Below are 17023 nucleotides of genomic sequence, written 5' to 3' on the forward strand. Positions count from 1 at the left end.
GCAACCGAGATCACACGAGTCCGACTCTCCCCCGATCGGAAGGAACCACCCGCTATGAGCAGCCTCGCGAGGCGCACCCTCCGCACCTCGGCGACCCTCGCCGGCATCGCCGCCCTGGGTGCGGGTTTCGCGGGTCAGGCACTGGCCGCCGACCTGCCCTCCCTGCCCGCAGCGCCGGACGCGGCCGCCGTCCCGGACCTGGGCGCGCCGTCGCTGGACTCGCTCCCGCAGGTGGACCCGATGCACATCCCCGGCATCTTCAACTTCGAGGTGCCGACGGTGAACACCAGCACCGCGCCCGACGGTGACCAGGACGCCTCGGTGGCCGACTCGGCGATGCCGCAGGCCTCGCACCAGTCCGCGACCGACGCGGTGCCGTCGCTGCCCGGTGTCCCCTCCCTGCCGGGTGCGGACGCGCTCCCCGCCCTGCCGGACGTGCCGTCCCTGCCGAACACCGGTGGCGAGCTGGCCACCCCGTTCGCCTCGGTGCCGGTCGACGGCCCGCAGGCCCCGGCCCTGCCGCTGCCGGCCACGGCCAACCAGTCGCTCGACACCAGCGACGCCCCGGCGGCCAGCGACTTCGCGGCGCCGTCGTTCGACGACCTCGCCTCGCAGATCGCCTCCCTCGCGGGCTGACGTCCGCTCCCCACCGCGTCCGGACCCCGAAGCCGGGCGCACCCATTCCGGAACGCCGGCCGGCCCGCACAGGGCCGGACCGGCGTTTCCGGCTTTCCGGGCTCAGCCCCAGAACGTGCGCACGAGCAGGACCACGTTGAGCCCGCTGACCAGGACCGCGGCCCCACCGGCGAGCACGGTCGTCACGGGCCGGTTGACCAGGGCCCCCATCACGCGCTTGCGGGCGGTCAGCATCACGAGCGGGACCAGCGCGAACGGGATCCCGAACGACAGCACCACCTGGGACACGACGAGCGCGGCGGTGGGGTCCACGCCGAAGCCCAGCACGATCAGCGCCGGGGCGAGGGTCAGCGCCCGCCGCAGGGTCAGCGGGATCCGCCGCTTGATGAACCCCTGCATCACGACCTGTCCCGCGTACGTCCCCACGCCCGACGACGCGAGCCCCGACGCCAGCAGCGCGATGGCGAACAGCAGCGCGGCGTTGTGGTCGAGCGCCTGCCCGAGCGCCGCGTGGACGCCCTCGAGGGTGTCCGTGCCGTCGTAGGCGTGGCCGTAGAACAGGCCGGCGGCGACGATCAGCATGGATGCGTTGACGAGCCCGGCGAGGCCCATGCCCAGCAACACGTCGATTCGCTGGTGGCGGAGCAGGAAGCGGCGCTCGTCGAGGGTCTCGGCCGTGATCCGGCGCTGGGTGAGCGCCGAGTGCAGGTAGATGACGTGCGGCATCACCGTGGCACCCAGGATGCCGACGGCGAGCAGCAGGCTGTCCTGGCCCTGCAGGCGCGGCACCAGGCCCTCGGCCAGCTCGGACGGCTCGATCGGCACCCGGATCAGGGTGAGCAGGAACCCGATCAGGATCACCGCGAACAGCCCCGCGATCACCAGCTCGAACGGCCGGTAACCGCGCCCGTGCAGCGCCAGCAGCGCGAACGCCACCGCACCCGTCACCAGGCCGCCGACGAACAACGGCAGCCCGAACAGCAGGTTCAGCGCCACCGCGCCACCGATCACCTCGGCCAGGTCGGTGGCCGCCGCGACCGCCTCCGCCTGCACCCACAGGCCCCGCGAGACGGGCTTGGGGAAGTGCCGGCGGCACTGCTCGGCCAGGTTCTCCCCCGTGGCGAGGCCCAGCTTCGCCGAGAGCGCCTGGATGAGCATGGCCAGCAGGTTCGCCCCGACGATGACCCAGAGCAGCAGGTAGCCGAACTGCGAGCCTGCGGCGACGTTCGTCGCGAAGTTGCCGGGATCGACGTAGGCGATGGCGGCGACGAAGGCCGGTCCGAGGAACGGCAGGGTGCGACGGAAACGGCCCCGGGCGCGGATCTCCGCGACGGTCGTGGGCCTCATCGCCGTCACGACACGACTCGCCCGTGCACCAGGCCGGCCAGCATCGGCGCGAGCGCCACCCGCTCGCCGTCGATCCGCACCCATCGGGGCCCGCCGTAGGGCTCGAACTCCTCCACGTCGACCACGACGCCGGGCCGCAGCCCGCGCTCGCCCAGGTAGCGCAGGGCGTCGCTGCGCCGGTCGGACACCCGCTGGATCTCGAAGCGGCAGCCCCGCGGCGCGGCCGACAGCGGCTGCGCCCAGCTCTCGTCGTGCTGGCCGTCCGCGCTCGGGATCGGGTCGCCGTGCGGATCGTGGGTCGGGTGGCCCAGCGCGGCGTCGATGCGCTCCTCGAGGCGGGTGCTCAGCGCGTGCTCGAGCTGGTCCGCCTCCTCGTGCACCTCGTCCCAGGACATCTCCAGCACCGAGACCAGGAACGTCTCCAGGAGACGGTGGCGGCGGACGATGCGCAGCGCCTCCCGCTCACCCCGGTCGGTGAGGGTCAGGGTGCGGCCCCGCTCCACCAGTTCGCCCTCGGCGAGCCGCTTGACCATGGCGGACACCGAGGGCGAGGACACGCTCATCTCGCGGGCGAGCGAGCCCGTGGTGACCTCCTCGCCGCGCGTGCACAGCAGGAAGATCGTTTTGAGGTAGTCCTCGACGGCCGGCGTCAGCGTGCCCACGAGCCGGGATGGTAGCCATGTCTACCGACGAGCGATAGACGGGCGAGTAGCCGCGCCTACCCCACGGCGGGGGCCGGAGCCGAGGAGGGAGCCGGCGCGGGGGCGGGCTGGCCCTCCGGGGTCAGGCCCCGCGCCTTCATCTCCTCCGACGCCCTCACGACCTGCACCTTGTCGCCGATCTGCAGGTAGTTGAACCAGGCCTCGGCGTCCGCGGGGTCCAGGTGGATGCAGCCGGCCGACGAGCGGTTCGGGCTGCCGCTGTGGAAGGCGATCCCGCCGTCCTCGAAGAACACCGACCACGGCATGGGCGCCGGGTCGCCGTTGGCCAGCCGCGACTCCTGGCTCAGGTGGTTCTGCTCCTTGCGGTACACGCGCAGGGAGTGCCCGACCGGGGTCTCCTGCCCGTTGCCGCCGGAGGCGATCTTCACCGGACCGCGGGTCACCTTGCCGTCCTGGATCAGCCAGGCCTGCTGCGACTCCAGGTCGACGCACGCCTTCGCCGAGATCGAGCACGGGGTGCCCGGCACCAGCGGCTCCGCCCAGGCGGCCTGGGCCGCGGGCGCCGCGGCGGGCGCTCCCGATGCCGCGAAGGCGGGACCGGCCACCGCCGCACCGCCCAGTCCGACCGCTGCCACCACGATGGCGATGACCGCCCTGCGCGTCCCGATCCGCCTGCTCACGCCGCTCCCGTCCTCGGTGGTCGTCCTCCGTCCCGGAGGACGCTTGGCGACGCACTGTGGTTGCTCCATGACGGTGAGTGGTCGATCTCGTCCGCCACCCGGCCCAACGCGCGCGCCCGGCTGCGGGGTGCGGCCCGCGCTTCCCCGACGCAGTGACCGGTCGACAGCTCACGCCGAACGCCTGAGAGTTGGGCCGTTCGGGGTAACCGAATCAGGCGAAAGCGGCGTGGCTCCGCCAGAGCTCGAGCAGCGGGCGCTCGCCGGTGACCTCGGCCGCGTCGAGCGGGAGGCGCCGGTAGAGCACCAGCAGCAGGGTGGTCAGCGGCGCACGCAGCCCGGCCGCAGCCCCGCCGGACCCGCGCCGCCAGGTGATCACGTCGCCGGTGAGGTCGACGAACCAGCTCACCCCGGAGTCGCTCGCCTGAAGGACGAGGGTCCGCCCGGCTCCCAGGACCTCCCGCTTCGACGGGGTCAGCGCGAAGTGCTCCGGGATCGCGTCGAGCTCCAGCCACTCGTCCACCGCGTCGAGCGCGATCTCGCGCCCCGCCTCGAACGCGCGGCCGGCGGCGAGGCACGCGTCCGCGCGGTGCAGCAGGGTCTCGTGGGCGAAGCGGCGGGCGAAGAAGGACGCGCTGTCGTACCGGAACGGCACCCAGACCTTCGCCGCCGGGCCGGCCTCGCGCAGCGCGGCGACCAGCTCGTCCGCCCCGGCCCGCAGCCAGTCCACCGGGAGCGGGCCGGAGTCGTCCCCGTCGACCTTGCGGACCTGCTCGTCGTCCAGGAACTCGGTGGCGCGGGTCCGCACGAGCTCGGCGGCCCACCGGTGCCCGCCGCCGACGTGGCGGACGAGGGCGCCGAGCGTCCAGCCCGGGCAGGAGGGCACCGGCGCCCGCAGGTCGGCGCCGTCGAGGGCAGTCAGGAGCTCGGTCTGGGTGCGGATCTGGGTGCAGTGCGTGGCGAAGTCCATGCCTCCCGGTCGGAGCACGGGCGCCCGATCTCGACATCAGGTGGTGACGACGTTCGCGGTCGCTCAGCGGGATGGCGGATGTTTCCGGGCGCCCTCGGCGGCACGGTCATGAGGTCACCGCCTCCGCGGCCGTTCGCGGCCCGATCCCGTCGTGCCCGTCCCCGTCCCGCCGGGTTCGAACCCATCCCGTTCCCGAAGGATGTCGTCATGACCGAGCTCTTCACCCCGTCCGGTGTCCGGCTGCGCCTGCACTCCCGGAGCCCCGGCGAGCTGAACTGGCTGCTCCTGCCGGGCGGTCCCGGGATCGGGGCCGTGAGCCTGGCCGGCCTGGCCGACGCGATCGACGTCCCCGGCGCCGTCTGGCTGGTCGACCTGCCCGGCGACGCCGACAACGTCACGCCGCCCGGGGTCGCGCCGGACCCGTTCGCGACCTGGCCGGGCGTCCTGGTCGAGGCCGCGCAACTGCTGCCGGACTGCGTGTACGTCGGCCACTCCACCGGCGGCATGTACCTGCTGTCCGCGCCCGAGCTCGAGGGTCTCGTGCGCGGACTCGCCCTGGTCAGCACGTCGCCCGACGCCACATGGCGCCCCGCCTTCGTCGCCATGACCGAGCGCGATCCGCTGCCCGCGGTCGACGAGGCGACGCGCCGCTACGAGGCCGATCCGACGAACGAGAACCTCGGGGCCATCGCGGTCGCCTCCGCGGAGTGGAACTTCACGGCGGGCACCGTCGACCGCGGCCGCGAGTTCCTGGCGCGGATGCCCTACAACAAGGACGCCGTCGCCTGGTCCGACGTCCATTTCGACGACGTCTACGCCGCCACCTGGTGGCCCACCACCCTCCCGGTGCTGGTCCTGGGTGGCGGGGCCGACCGGATCGTCGTGCAGACGGTGTGGGACCGCCCCGGCTACGACACCCCGAACGTCCTGCGCCGCACCGTCGACGGCGGAGCCCACTTCCTCTGGTTCGAGCGGCCCGAGGAGGTCCGCCGGGCCTTCGCCGAGCTCACGGAGCGGGTCCTCGGGGGCTGACCGGCTTACGGTCGGTCCAGGAGCCGCTCCAGCGCGGCCACCGCACCGCACCCGACGATCATCGGGTGCGGAGCGGAAGGCTCGCTCGGCGGTCGCCACGCTCCGGCTCCCGCCGCTCCGACCGCCTAATCCGGACGCTCCCGACGCACGGCGGGCCTCGCCGACACGCTCGTCCCGCCGCCGGTGACCGTCGAGGCGGAGGGCGGCGCCTCCGGCAGGTCGGTCCACACCTCGATCGCCTCGGCCGCCCGCTCCCGCACCGCGTCGCCGTCGAGGGGCACCACGGTCTCCTCGATCCCCCGCTCCCGCCACTGGGTCACCAGCTTCCACGGCCCCGCCGGCAGCGGCGTCAGGTAGAGCGAGAGGGTCCGGAAGTAGGGGCCCCAGGAGCTCCCGGCCCCCATCACCAGCAACGGCTCGTCCGGCGGGACCTCGCGGACCTGCGGGCCTCGGTGTGACCCGTCGAGATGGACCACCCGGCGCCCGTCCGCGAACTCGAGGCCGACGTGCCACCCGTCCGCCCGCGGATGCCGGAGCGCCGGCGGCCCGCTCGCCCCGTCCCACCCGTCCCGCATCATCGCCCGGAGCTGCAGCGTCGCCCCTTCGGGCCAGCACTCGACGTGATCGAGCGCGATCACCGTCGCCGATCCTTCCGCGAGCCGCCGGCCCCATGGCAGAACCGCCGGGAGCACCCAGTCCCGCGGCGGCTGATAGCGCTGATCCCGCTGCCGCGCACGGAGCAGCGGCGGCTCCAGCACCCCGTCCGGAACAGCCTCGTCGAAGAAACCCACCGCACTCCCCCCATTTCCCGGACATCCGGTGCCCGATATCCCCCGTCTCACCGTTCCACCCCATCAGCTCGCGAGTAAAGGGAGCGCCGCCTACGGGCCGCCCATCAGCGAGTACTCGACCACGTGCTGATCGTCCGTCCCGACGAACAGACCCATTCCGCAGTCGGGAAGGTCAGGACGTCCGACCACATGGAGACGTGAATGGAGGGGTGGCCGGAGTTCCTCGATCTCCACGAGCGGACCGTGCCCTATCGAGTCGGCCGCGCCGACCAGGTCGGCAACCACCGGCGAAGGCTCACAGTCCCTCTCGCCGCATCGCCACGATCCTGAACCCACCGAGGACCGCCGCGCCGACGAGCGACAGCACGAGCACCGCCGTACGCACATCCCCCCGCCGAGGCCCACCGAATCCGAACACCCACCCCGCCACGGTGACGAGAAACGGCGGCAGGAACGCGACGACACAAGCGAGCAACACGAGCCGCACGATCGCCACGGTGCGCGCATCCCGTCGCGCCGCCCGCTCGTCCTCGAACTCCACTTGCCCATTCTGACTCATCGAACCGATGGTCGTCCGCTCGACGACCGACACCAGAGATCGCTTTCCACCGCGTGCTCCGCCCGGCGGACAGCCGTCGGATTCCCTCACCGTTCGTCGGCCGATTCGGCTACGCCGCCGAGGCTGCTCACCTCGCGGCCCGATGCCCTCGGCGGCGATGACAGGATCATCCGGTGCTGTCTGGTTCGGGAGCGACGCCGGAATTCGAGCGAGTCGCCACTCTGGTCGCCACGCCGCTGGGCCCGCCCGTCGCGACCGCCGCTCGTCCGGTGGCGGCGCGGGTGTCCGATGGGGCGGCCGAGGCGCTGGGGCGGCTCGGCGACAACACTTCACGGCGCCGACCCCGGCGCGCCGTGGCGGCCCCTCACGCGGTCTTCCCGCCGCCGCCGGCGGCCGTCGTGGACTCCTCCGGCTCCGGGTTACCGGGCAGCGTTCCGAGCGCCCTCGCGCACCGGCTCCTCGGTGCCGTCGAGACCTCGCTGCCGGACACCGGGTTCGCCGCCTCCGTCGCCGACGTGCTGGGCTCAACCGCCGGGACGGCAGCAGCGGACGGGACCATGGCGATCGCGCGGGTGGCAGGAGGTCACGACGCGTTCGACCTCGCCCTGCAGCTCGCCGGCTTCCGCATCCCCGCGGCCGGCCCCATGACGACCGCGCTCCTGCGCGCGCTCTCGGCGACCGGTCCGGTCGCCGACTTCCTCGCCGTCCATACCTCCGAGCCGGCCGGGGCCGTCGCCGCGGACCACGGCCGGAGCTGGTTCGCCGTCGCGGTCGTCGCGGCGGCCGTCGTCGTGCGCGCTGCGGAGCCGGGTCCGACGCCCGGAGGCGAGGCCGCACTCGTCGTCGGCCTGGCCCTGCGATCCGCCGCCGAGCTGCTCCGCGAGCGACCGATGCCGCCGACCTGGGCGGTCGCCCGGGAGGCCGAGCGGAGAGCCGGATTCCGGTTGCCCCACATGACCGCGATCTCCCTGCGCGCCGATCGCGGGCGTATCGCTCTCCTCGGCCCCGAGGGCGACGCGATCCCGGACCTGCCCGCGCCGGCGGATGGTGTCGCGGCGGTGGCGGGCGGCGTGGTCGTCCACACCGGCGTCGGTGACGTCCCTGTCTCGGTGATCGTCGAGACGACCGAGCACGGCCCCGAGGCGGACACGCAGCCCTCCCCGCACGGCGACGACTGGGAGCACATCGTGGAGCTGAGCTACGACGGCGCGGGATCGTCCCGGCTCCTCGGACAGCCCATGACCACCTGGCCGGACGCCCGGGATCTCGCCTTCCCGTGGCCGGGCCCGGTGCGGGCGCGGGTGCACGCCGCGGGCCGCGGCAGCGGCGGCCAGGAGCAGTACCTGATCAGGCTCTGGGAGGCCGGTCCTGCCCCGACCATCGTCCTCCGCGACCGGCCGGTGCGCCCCTCCCTCCCCGCCGTTCACGCCACCGCGCTCATCCGCACCGACTTCGCCGACGACGCCGCCTGGGCGCTCGCCGTGACCCGCCTGACCACGCCGAACGAGTCCGGGTTCGTCGCGAGCCTGGCCGTCCTGGAAGAGGAGCGGTTCGCCGGCGCGACCGTCGTCGACCTGCTGGAGCTCGCCACCCCGAGCTGGTCTCGCAACTGGGCCTGTCTGTTCGTCGTGGACGGCGAGACGCTGGCGTCGGACGACCTGCCGGTGCTGGTGGTGGGCCTGCGGCGGGAGGACCGCGGCCGCACCTTCCGGGTTGTGGCCCGCGAGCTGTGGAGCGTCGAGAACAACCTCTCGATCTCCAACCTGGACTTCCGGGACTTCGCCGGGTCCACCGAGGACGGCGTGTTCCGCGGCTTCGCCGGCTGAGCCGCGGGCCGTCAGAGCGCGGTGACCGGTCGATCCGGATCGGGGCGCAGCGGCCCCCGATATTCCTCCGACTCGGGCCGGAACCCGTCGCATCATGGAGCAGCCGGACGACCGCCGAGGAGCACCGTGTACGTACCCGCCCACTTCGCGCCCGACGACCAGGACGTGCAGCACCTGCTGGACCACCACGGCGCCGCGGACCTCATCACCGCAGGTCCGGGCGGTCTCGAGGCGACGTTCCTGCCGTTCGTGCACGACGGCGACCGGCTGCTCGGCCACGTCGCCCGCAACAACGACCACTGGACGCGCGCCGACGGACAGCAGGGCCTGGTCATCATGCGCGGCCCCGACTCCTACGTCAGCCCCACCTGGTACGCGTCCACGGCCGAGCACGGCCGCGTCGTCCCGACCTGGAACTACCTGACCGCCCACATCCACGGCACCGTGGTCGTCCATGACGACGTCGAGTGGGTCGAGGACGTCGTCCGGCGCCTGACCGACCTGCACGAGTCGGGTCGGGAGCCCTCCTGGAGCGTCGACGACGCGCCCGAGAGGTTCGTCCGCGGACAGCTGCGGGCGATCGTCGGCGTCGAGGTGCGGATCGAGCGGATCGACGCGAAGGTCAAGCTCAGCCAGAACAGGCCGACGGCCGACGTCGACGGCGTGATCGAGGGCCTGCGGTCGGTGGGCGACCATCGCGGTGCCGAGGCGGTTGCGCGGCGTCGTCCCCGGTCCTGATCCCGGCCCGCTGTGGCAGCCTCTGCCCGTGGCCATCGTCCATCGCACGATCCTGACGCCGACCAAGCTCGAGCTGCTCGCCGCCTGGCTGCCCGGCCAGGACTGGTACCGCGGCATCGGCGACCCCGCGCTGACGAAGGCCGGCGGCTTCCGCCTCGACGACCCGGCCGGCGAGGTCGGCATCGAGCTGATGATCGTGACGGACACGGCGAGCCCGGACGTCGACGCCTACCTGGTCCCCCTGGCCTACCGGGCCGCGCCGGCGGGCGGCACGCCCGTCGGGACCATGGAGCACGGCGTCCTCGGCCTGCGCCACACCTACGACGGCCCGACGGATCCGGTCCTCCGCGCCCAGGCCCGTGCGCTGCTGCGCGGCGAGGTGCTCCCGCAGGCCCAGTCGGAGTCGAACACCGTCGACCGGACCGTGCACGTCGAGCCCGTGCCGGACGCCGCGGACGTCGAGTTCGTCCGCCACCTCGTGTCCGGGTCGTCCGGTGCGGTGTCGGCCACCTGGCTCGACGCCGACGGGACGCGCCATCGGGCGGCGGTGCTGCGGACGGCCTCGTGACGAAGCGCGACCTCAAGCGGGAGCTCGCGTGCTACCGGGCGAGACGGGACACGCCGCAGCTCCTCGACGTGCCCGACCTGCAGTACCTCATGATCGACGGCCACGGCGACCCGAACACGCAGGTCTACACGCACGCGGTCGAGGCGCTGTACCCGGTGGCCTACGCCCTCAAGTTCGCCGGCAAGCAGGTCGGGCGCGACCACGTCGTGATGCCGCTGGAGGGGCTGTGGTGGGCGGACGACATGTCCACCTTCACCACGGCTCGCGACAAGACCGCTTGGGACTGGACCATGATGATCATGGTCCCGGAATGGGTCACACCGGAGCTGTTCGACGACGCGGTCGCCCGGGTGACCGCGAGGAGCCGGCCCGCTCGCCTCGGCGACCTCCGCCTGGAGACGCTGGCGGAGGGCCGCTGTGTGCAGGCCCTCCACATCGGCCCCTACGACGACGAGGCCCCGCTCCTCCGGCACATCCACCACGACTTCATCCCGGCCCACGGCCTGGCCCCGGCGGGGAAGCACCACGAGATCTACCTCGGTGACCCGCGGAGGACCGCCCCGGCGAGGCTCCGCACGATCCTTCGACAACCCGTGACCGACGCGCCGCCCCGACGGTGAGACACCACGGTCGCGCGCGCAGGCCGCGTGACGAGACGAGCGGAACCTTTGCGGGCGGGGTTCACGAGCCGGTCTCCCGTTTGCCCCACCCCGCGACGGGCATCCGCGACCATGACCGCCAACACCAGCCCCGACGCCGTCGCGAAGATCGCGGAGCTCACCCGCGGAATCTCGATCGCGATGCTGACGACCGTCGATCCGGCGGGCCACCTCACCGCCCGGCCGATGGCCCAGCAGGAGACCGAGTTCGACGGCGACCTCTGGTTCTTCGTCGAGAAGGACTCCCGCACCGCACAGAACATCGCCGCCTCACCGACGACCGGTGTCAGTCTCAGCTCCGCCAGCACCTGGGTGTCCCTGTCCGGCACCGCCGAGCTCGTCGACGATCGCGCCAAGGCCAGGGACCTGTGGAACTCCATGGTCGAGGCGTGGATGCCCGGCGGGGTGGACGATCCCGACCTCACCCTCGTCCACTTCACTGCCGAGGCCGGCGAGTACTGGGACACCCCGGGCGGCCTGGTCGCCTCCGCGATCAGCTTCGCCAAGGCCAAGGTGACCGGCGAGCGCTACGACGGCGGCGACTCCGACGTCGTCGACCTCTCCTGAGTCTGGCGGCGCCGGCGGAGCGTCCGCGGCAGCCGAGGCCTTCCCGAAGCAGATCGACCGCCGGAGGGCAGGTCAGAGCGTCGCAGCCGCTGCCCGAGCCGCCTCCAGTGTCAGGGTCTGACGAGCGTTCCTTGCCATCGTCAGCGCCACTGTGTCCATGGTGGACGGGGATGAACGAGCACTCTCGTCGGGAGGTGATCAGCCATAGGTGGGGCCGCCTCTTCAGAGGCGTTCGATGCGGTCGGCCTGCGGGCCCCGGTCGCTCTGACGTATCGCGTACCGCACCCGGTCGCCCTTCTGCAGCGGCTCGGAGCCCATGACCACGGACACGTGGGCGAAGAGATCGTCGCCGCCTGCGTCCGGGGTGATGAAGCCGAAGCCGCGGTCGCCGTCGTAGCGCGCGACGACACCCTCGCCGCCTCGCACGGGCACGTTCCGCGCCGCCGGCCCTGCGGCCGGTGCCGACCGCCGCGGCGCCGGCGGGGGCTCCCGGACCAGATGCACGTCGCGGGCCTGCGGGCCCCTGTCTCCGTTGGTCACCTCGAAGCCGACGCGGTCGCCCTCCGCGAGCCACGTCAGCCCCTCGGCCAGGGCCCGGACGTGCACGAAGACGTCCCCCGCGCCGGAGTCGGGGTTGATGAAGCCGAAACCCTTGTCCTCGTCGTACCAGGCCACCGTGCCGTCGGCACCGTCCGCGGTGCCGGCCGCAGCGGGTGGGCCGGCCTCCGCTCCCAGCGGGATCACGTGCCCGGCCTGCGGGCCGCGCTCGCCCTCGACGATCAGGAAGGCCACCCGCTGCCCCTCGGTGACCACGCCGCCGGTCACGATGGCGGAGCTGTGCACGAAGATGTCGGCTCCGCCGCCGTCCGGCGTCGCGAAGCCGTACCCCTTGCCCGGCTCGTACCAGTTGACGGTGCCCAGCATGCCCACGGCGCTGTCGGTGGCCGCATCGGCAGTGACGCGAACGCGCAGCGCCTGGGGCCCGCGGTCGTTCTCGCCGAGCTCGAACACGACAGCCTGACCTTCGCGGAGCACTTTCGCGCTGCCGTCCCCGACGATCTCGGAGGCGTGCACGAACACGTCCGGCGAGCCGTCCTCGGGCGCGAGGAAGCCGAAACCCCGTTCGGTGTCGAACCAACGGACGGTTCCCTGCGACATCAAAGGCTCCAGGTCGAGAGGGCGGGCACTTACCCCCAGTCTCTCTGACGGACCTCGCGGTCCGTCGGGCCGGGCCCACAGGGGGCGGTGCGGATCCAGGGGCGGGGCGTTGGTTCACGTCGCGACACGTGTCGTGGTTGCCTCCAGTGGCGGCTTCCGTCCAGCGTTCATTGCCATCGTCAGCGCACACCTGAGGCAGTTCTAGCCGCAGCTCGAAACCTGTCGCGAGCGTCGCGAGGTTGACGTACTACGCCCGAAGCCGGGCAGCCTGATGTCACGACAAACGGTCCGGACCGTCCTCACGCGGCACACGACCATCCCGGTCAGCCACAACTGCGATCTACGCATCCGTCGTGCGGTTGCACTCCGGCAGATCGGTGGTGTGCAGCGCATCGTGGCCGGCGCCGGACAAGGCTCGTGCCGGTCTCGCAGGTAGCCGCGCGTCGACGAGGAACCTCACGCGGCGCCGAGCGGGACCCCCCGACGGCGACCTACCGCCAACGCGCCGAACTCCAGTGCCGCGAGCAGATCGTCACGCTCGAGGTCGGGTAGTTCTCAAGCACCTCGTCGATGCTCATCCCGGCTGACCACAGCTCGAGCAGGCTCTCGACGGTGTAGAGCAGACCCCGCACCGCCGGCTATTGGTGGCACACCGCCGGGTCCGACGCGATGCGATCCAGACGCGTCATGAGGCAGCGTACCGGCGCGAGGGCCGACTCCGACCTGCTCCAGCTGGGCTGGGCACCTGTGGGAGTCCGACCTCTACACACAAGCCAACCGGCCATGGACAGGGCGGCAGCACACTGTCCCGTCGGACCAGTGCCAGATGATCATCATGTGACCTTGGAACTGGCATCACCGCAGCTCAGTGTGGTGGAGACGAGGGGAATCGAACCCCTAACCCCCGCCTTGCAAAGGCGGTGCTCTGCCAATTGAGCTACGTCCCCGGGGCCCTCACGCTACCCCGTGGCCGGGTCAGCGGGTGGCGTCCTGCCAGGGGTCCTGCGCCGAGCGGGCCTTGACCTTCTGGAGGACGAAGAACGCGGCGCCGGCAGCGGCGACCAGGACGAGGAGCTTCTTCATGGAGATCACCTTCGGAACTGGTGCCGGTGGGAAGTGGGCCTAGCTGGATTTGAACCAGCGACCTCATCGTTATCAGCGATGCGCTCTAACCAACTGAGCTATAGGCCCCTGCGGCGTGCAGAACTTTACAGGACCTCCGCACGCCGCCCGACGGGGGGTCAGTCGCGCTCGGAGAGCGTAACCTCGATGCCGCCGACCAGGTCGGCGGACACGTTGTAGACGAAGGCGCCCACCGTCATCGCGACGGCGAACAGCAGGCTGTTGATCGCCCCGATGACCGCGGCGATGCCGAAGACGCTGCCGGCGCTGATCAACGCGCCGCCGCCCTGCTGGCCGCCCGACACCAGGTCGGCGTAGGTGCCGTTGAGGCGGTCCCAGACGCCCATGCCGTCGAGCACGCCGTACAGCACGCCGACCGCGACCAGCCAGATGAAGAACAGCACCACGGCCAGGACGAGGGCCAGCTTCAGCACCGACCACGGGTCGAACCGCTTGACCTGCAGCAGCGCCTGGCGCGGCGCGCGGCTGGCCACCGCGGGGATCTCGACGTGCTCGCGCTCCCGGGTGGCGGTCGACGCGGCCGCTCCGGCGCCGGCACCGGGGAGGCCGGCCTTGCCCCGGTCGATGTAGGCCGTGGGGGCGTCGCTGAGGAGCGAATCCACGCTCGCCGGGGCCGCCGGGGCGGGGCGGGTACCCCGCTCCGTGACCTCGTCGCCGGGGGCCCGCCGCCACGGCGGCGGGGCGGACACGATGTCCGTCTGGTCCTCGTCCGCGGCGGGCTTCGCCGCCGCGGCTGCGGGGGCCACGCCCTCGGGACGGGGGTGCGGGACCGGGCGGGCGGGCTCGCCCGCCCTGGAACCGGACGACGCCGCGTCGGTGGACGGCGTGCCGGCCGGACCGGCACCTGTCGCCGCCGTACCCGACGACGCACTTCCCGACGAGGAGGCAGCCGACCCGTTGCCGGCCGGTGCGGACCCGTTCCCGGGCGAGACCGAGCCTGCGGACCCGTTCCCGGATCTACCCGGGGTCGCTCCCGCCGGCGTCGTGCGGTCCTCGGTGGCGGCCTCTGCCGGAGCAGCGGCCGCACCGTCCTCCGGCAGGAGCGGCGAGTCCGTCGCGATCCGTCCGTTGTCGCGCGGCTTGCCGTCGCCGGTCTCCGGCGACGGCGCCGACTTGTCGTTCTCGCTCACGAGGTGGTGCTCTCCTCGACTTCTCGGATGCAGGGGAACCGGCTCAGCCGGTCACCTCGGGGCCGTCCTCGTCCGCATCGTCCTCGGCGTTGCGCGCGACCGCCAGCAGTGTGGCCGTCTCGCCGAGGTTCATCAGCCGGACCCCCTTGGTCTGCCGGCCCGCCTTCCGCACCTCGCGGGCCGAGGTCCGGATGACGCCGCCGGTCGACGTGATCGCGTACAGCTCGTCGTCGATCCCGACGATGAGCGCACCGACCAGCGTGCCACGCCGCCTGTCGTACTGGAGCGTCAACACCCCCTTGCCGCCGCGACCCTGGACCGGGTAGTCCTCGATCGGGGTGCGCTTGGCGTACCCGCCGGCCGTCGCGACCAGCACGAACGTGTCCGCCTGGACCACACCGATGGACAGCAGCCGGTCGCCCGAGTTGAACCTCATCCCGAGCACGCCGGACGTGGCGCGGCCCATCGGGCGGAGCACCTCGTCGCTGGCGGTGAACCGGATGGACTGGCCTTCGGCGGACACCAGGAGCAGATCGTCCTCGGCGCTGCAGAGCACCGCGCCGACCAGCTCGTCCTCGTCGCGCAGGTTGATGCCGATCAGGCCGCCCGACCGGTTCGAGTCGAAGTCCTCCAGGCGCGACTTCTTCACGAGGCCGTTTCTCGTCGCGAGGACGAGATACGGTGACGCCTGGTAGTCCTTGATCTGCATGACCTGGGCGATCTCCTCGCCCGGCTGGAACGCCAGCAGGTTGGCCACGTGCTGGCCGCGGGCGTTGCGGTTCGCCTCCGGCAGCTCGTAGGCCTTGAGCCGGTAGACCCGGCCCTTGTTGGTGAAGAACAGCATCCAGTCGTGCGTGGAGCACACGAAGAAGTGGGCGACGATGTCGTCCTGCTTCAGCGTGGCACCCTGCACGCCCTTGCCGCCGCGCTTCTGCGCCCGGTAGAGGTCGGTCTTGGTGCGCTTGGCGTAGCCGGTGCGGGTGATCGTGACGACCACGTCCTCGACGGCGATGAGGTCCTCGTTGGTGACCTCGCCGTCGTCCGCGACCAGGCGGGTGCGGCGCTCGTCGCCGTGCTTCTCGACGATCTCGATGAGCTCGTCGCGCACGATCTGCCGCTGCCGCTCGGGCCGCGCCAGGATGTCCTCGTAGTCTGCGATCTCGAGCTCGATCTCGGCCAGCTCGTCGATGATCTTCTGGCGCTCGAGGGCGGCGAGGCGCCGCAGCTGCATGTCGAGGATCGCCTGGGCCTGGATCTCGTCGACCTCGAGGAGCTCGATGAGGCCCTGGCGCGCGATGTCGACGGTCTGCGACGCGCGGATGAGCGCGATGACCTCGTCGAGCGCGTCGAGCGCCTTGACCAGGCCACGCAGGATGTGGGCCCGCTCCTCGGCCTTGCGCAGCCGGTAGCGGGTGCGCCGGACGATGACCTCGATCTGGTGCCGGATGTAGTGCCGGATGACCTGGTCGAGGCGCAGCGTGCGGGGCACGCCGTCGACGATCGCCAGCATGTTGACGCCGAAGCCGGTCTGCAGCTGGCTGTGCTTGTAGAGGTTGTTCAGGACGACCTTGGCCACCGCGTCGCGCTTGAGCGTGAACACGATCCGCATGCCGATGCGGTCCGAGGACTCGTCGTTGATCTCGGAGATGCCGGTCATCTTGCCGTCGCGGATCATGCTCGCGATGGACTCGACCAGGTTGTCCGGGTTGACCTGGTACGGCAGCTCGGTGACGACGAGGATGGTGCGCCCCTTGGCGTCCTCCTCGACCTCGACGACCGAGCGCATGCGCACCGAGCCGCGGCCGGTGCGGTAGGCGGACTCGATGCCCTCCCGCCCGACGATGAGGCCGGCCGTCGGGAAGTCCGGGCCCTTGATCCGCGCCATCAGCGCGTCGAGGAGCTCCTCGTCGCTCGCCTCGGGATTGTCCAGCGCCCAGACGACGCCGTCCCCGACCTCGCGCAGGTTGTGCGGCGGGATGTTCGTGGCCATGCCGACCGCGATGCCGACGGAACCGTTGATCAGCAGGTTCGGCACGCGGGCCGGCAGGACCAGGGGCTCCTGCGTCTTGCCGTCGTAGTTGTCGGCGAAGTCGACGGTGTCCTCGTCGATGTCCTGCAGCATCGCCATCGCGAGCGGGGTGAGCCGGCACTCCGTGTACCGCATGGCCGCCGCGGGGTCGTTGCCCCGGGAGCCGAAGTTGCCCTGGCCGTCGATCAGCGGGTAGCGCAGCGCCCACGGCTGCGCGAGCCGGACGAGCGCGTCGTAGATCGCCGAGTCGCCGTGCGGGTGGTAGTTACCCATCACCTCGCCGACGACGCGGGCGCACTTGACGTAGGAGCGCTCCGGCCGGAAGCCGTTCTCCCCCATCGAGTACAGGACGCGCCGGTGCACCGGCTTGAGGCCGTCCTCGACCAGCGGCAGCGCCCGGCCGACGATGACCGACATCGCGTAGTCGATGTAGGAGCGCTGCATCTCCTGCTGGATGTCGACCGGCTCGATGCGGTCGCCACCACCTGCGCCGGGGAGCGGGGGGTCCAGGGTGTCTGTCACGAGAGCTCG

Annotated in this window: 18 protein-coding genes and 2 tRNA genes; 7 read left to right on the forward strand and 13 right to left on the reverse strand. The window is 72.3% G+C overall.

Annotated elements, in window-relative coordinates:
* Nucleotides 1–54 precede the first annotated feature (54 nt).
* Nucleotides 55–636, forward strand: coding sequence for a hypothetical protein (locus ABD324_RS31335; RefSeq protein ID WP_344425390.1), 582 nt, complete (start codon nt 55–57; stop codon nt 634–636).
* A 102-nt stretch (nt 637–738) separates the two neighbouring features.
* Here the strand turns inward: ABD324_RS31335 and ABD324_RS31340 are convergent, their stop codons facing one another.
* The 4 genes from ABD324_RS31340 to ABD324_RS31355 form a co-directional block, all read right to left on the reverse strand.
* Nucleotides 739–1983 (reverse strand): Nramp family divalent metal transporter, encoded by a 1245-nt coding sequence (locus tag ABD324_RS31340; RefSeq protein ID WP_344425392.1) that lies wholly within the window; start codon nt 1981–1983, stop codon nt 739–741.
* Between the two features lie 5 nt (nt 1984–1988).
* On the reverse strand, nt 1989–2645 hold the full coding sequence (locus ABD324_RS31345; RefSeq protein WP_344425395.1) for a metal-dependent transcriptional regulator: 657 nt from the start codon (nt 2643–2645) through the stop codon (nt 1989–1991).
* A gap of 56 nt (nt 2646–2701) precedes the next feature.
* The gene (locus ABD324_RS31350) at nt 2702–3325 is read right to left on the reverse strand and encodes a L,D-transpeptidase (RefSeq protein WP_344425399.1); all 624 of its coding nucleotides are present in this window, start codon (nt 3323–3325) and stop codon (nt 2702–2704) included.
* Between the two features lie 211 nt (nt 3326–3536).
* Nucleotides 3537–4292: a maleylpyruvate isomerase family mycothiol-dependent enzyme gene (locus ABD324_RS31355; RefSeq protein ID WP_344425402.1), complete on the reverse strand. Its 756-nt coding sequence runs from the start codon at nt 4290–4292 to the stop codon at nt 3537–3539.
* Between the two features lie 207 nt (nt 4293–4499).
* Between ABD324_RS31355 and ABD324_RS31360 the strand changes: the two genes are divergently transcribed.
* Nucleotides 4500–5324, forward strand: a complete 825-nt coding sequence (locus ABD324_RS31360) for an alpha/beta fold hydrolase (protein WP_344425405.1) — start codon at nt 4500–4502, stop codon at nt 5322–5324.
* A 125-nt stretch (nt 5325–5449) separates the two neighbouring features.
* Here ABD324_RS31360 and ABD324_RS31365 read toward each other — a convergent pair whose 3' ends face one another.
* Nucleotides 5450–6115, reverse strand: a complete 666-nt coding sequence (locus tag ABD324_RS31365; protein ID WP_344425408.1) for a hypothetical protein — start codon at nt 6113–6115, stop codon at nt 5450–5452.
* A gap of 295 nt (nt 6116–6410) precedes the next feature.
* Entirely contained in the window at nt 6411–6707 is a 297-nt protein-coding gene (locus ABD324_RS31370) for a hypothetical protein (RefSeq protein ID WP_344425411.1), read from the reverse strand.
* A gap of 140 nt (nt 6708–6847) precedes the next feature.
* Here ABD324_RS31370 and ABD324_RS31375 point away from each other — a divergent pair, with 140 nt between their 5' ends.
* The 5 genes from ABD324_RS31375 to ABD324_RS31395 all read left to right on the forward strand — a co-directional run bounded on the left by ABD324_RS31375 (nt 6848) and on the right by ABD324_RS31395 (nt 11032).
* Nucleotides 6848–8500, forward strand: a complete 1653-nt coding sequence (locus ABD324_RS31375; protein WP_344425414.1) for a DUF6924 domain-containing protein — start codon at nt 6848–6850, stop codon at nt 8498–8500.
* A 126-nt stretch (nt 8501–8626) separates the two neighbouring features.
* On the forward strand, nt 8627–9238 hold the full coding sequence (locus ABD324_RS31380; RefSeq protein ID WP_344425417.1) for an FMN-binding negative transcriptional regulator: 612 nt from the start codon (nt 8627–8629) through the stop codon (nt 9236–9238).
* A 28-nt stretch (nt 9239–9266) separates the two neighbouring features.
* Nucleotides 9267–9806 (forward strand): maltokinase N-terminal cap-like domain-containing protein, encoded by a 540-nt coding sequence (locus tag ABD324_RS31385; protein ID WP_344425419.1) that lies wholly within the window; start codon nt 9267–9269, stop codon nt 9804–9806.
* A complete protein-coding gene (locus ABD324_RS31390; RefSeq protein WP_344425422.1) occupies nt 9803–10426 on the forward strand; it encodes a GyrI-like domain-containing protein in 624 nt (207 codons plus the stop codon). The genes ABD324_RS31385 and ABD324_RS31390 overlap by 4 nt, the downstream gene beginning before the upstream one ends.
* A 111-nt stretch (nt 10427–10537) precedes the next feature.
* Nucleotides 10538–11032, forward strand: a complete 495-nt coding sequence (locus ABD324_RS31395; RefSeq protein ID WP_344425425.1) for a pyridoxamine 5'-phosphate oxidase family protein — start codon at nt 10538–10540, stop codon at nt 11030–11032.
* Between the two features lie 222 nt (nt 11033–11254).
* Here ABD324_RS31395 and ABD324_RS31400 read toward each other — a convergent pair whose 3' ends face one another.
* The 7 genes from ABD324_RS31400 to gyrA form a co-directional block, all read right to left on the reverse strand.
* The gene (locus tag ABD324_RS31400) at nt 11255–12190 is read right to left on the reverse strand and encodes a cold-shock protein (protein ID WP_344425428.1); all 936 of its coding nucleotides are present in this window, start codon (nt 12188–12190) and stop codon (nt 11255–11257) included.
* Nucleotides 12191–12681: 491 nt separating this feature from the next.
* Nucleotides 12682–12822 (reverse strand): DUF433 domain-containing protein, encoded by a 141-nt coding sequence (locus ABD324_RS37410; RefSeq protein ID WP_425565941.1) that lies wholly within the window; start codon nt 12820–12822, stop codon nt 12682–12684.
* A gap of 239 nt (nt 12823–13061) precedes the next feature.
* A tRNA-Ala gene (locus ABD324_RS31405) sits at nt 13062–13137 on the reverse strand.
* Between the two features lie 28 nt (nt 13138–13165).
* On the reverse strand, nt 13166–13273 hold the full coding sequence (locus tag ABD324_RS31410) for a DLW-39 family protein (RefSeq protein ID WP_344425431.1): 108 nt from the start codon (nt 13271–13273) through the stop codon (nt 13166–13168).
* 34 nt (nt 13274–13307) lie between these two features.
* Nucleotides 13308–13381, reverse strand: a tRNA-Ile gene (locus ABD324_RS31415).
* Nucleotides 13382–13431: 50 nt separating this feature from the next.
* Nucleotides 13432–14463 carry a DUF3566 domain-containing protein gene (locus ABD324_RS37415; RefSeq protein ID WP_425565942.1) on the reverse strand — a complete coding sequence of 344 codons (1032 nt, stop codon included), beginning with the start codon at nt 14461–14463 and terminating at the stop codon, nt 13432–13434.
* A 43-nt stretch (nt 14464–14506) separates the two neighbouring features.
* A complete protein-coding gene (gyrA, locus tag ABD324_RS31425) occupies nt 14507–17014 on the reverse strand; it encodes a DNA gyrase subunit A (protein WP_344425435.1) in 2508 nt (835 codons plus the stop codon).
* Nucleotides 17015–17023: the final 9 nt, after the last annotated feature.

It is taken from the genome of Pseudonocardia ailaonensis, from assembly GCF_039531635.1.
Classification (GTDB): Bacteria; Actinomycetota; Actinomycetes; order Mycobacteriales; family Pseudonocardiaceae; genus Pseudonocardia; species Pseudonocardia ailaonensis.

Excerpts from the sequence above, each read along its gene's own strand:
- ABD324_RS31335 (WP_344425390.1), top strand. The coding sequence starts at position 55 with ATGAGCAGCCTCGCGAGGCGCACCCTCCGCACCTCGGCGACCCTCGCC.
- ABD324_RS31340 (WP_344425392.1), bottom strand. The coding sequence starts at position 1,983 with ATGAGGCCCACGACCGTCGCGGAGATCCGCGCCCGGGGCCGTTTCCGT.
- ABD324_RS31355 (WP_344425402.1), bottom strand. The coding sequence starts at position 4,292 with ATGGACTTCGCCACGCACTGCACCCAGATCCGCACCCAGACCGAGCTC.
- ABD324_RS31360 (WP_344425405.1), top strand. The coding sequence starts at position 4,500 with ATGACCGAGCTCTTCACCCCGTCCGGTGTCCGGCTGCGCCTGCACTCC.
- ABD324_RS31395 (WP_344425425.1), top strand. The coding sequence starts at position 10,538 with ATGACCGCCAACACCAGCCCCGACGCCGTCGCGAAGATCGCGGAGCTC.
- ABD324_RS31400 (WP_344425428.1), bottom strand. The coding sequence starts at position 12,190 with ATGTCGCAGGGAACCGTCCGTTGGTTCGACACCGAACGGGGTTTCGGC.
- ABD324_RS31410 (WP_344425431.1), bottom strand. The coding sequence starts at position 13,273 with ATGAAGAAGCTCCTCGTCCTGGTCGCCGCTGCCGGCGCCGCGTTCTTC.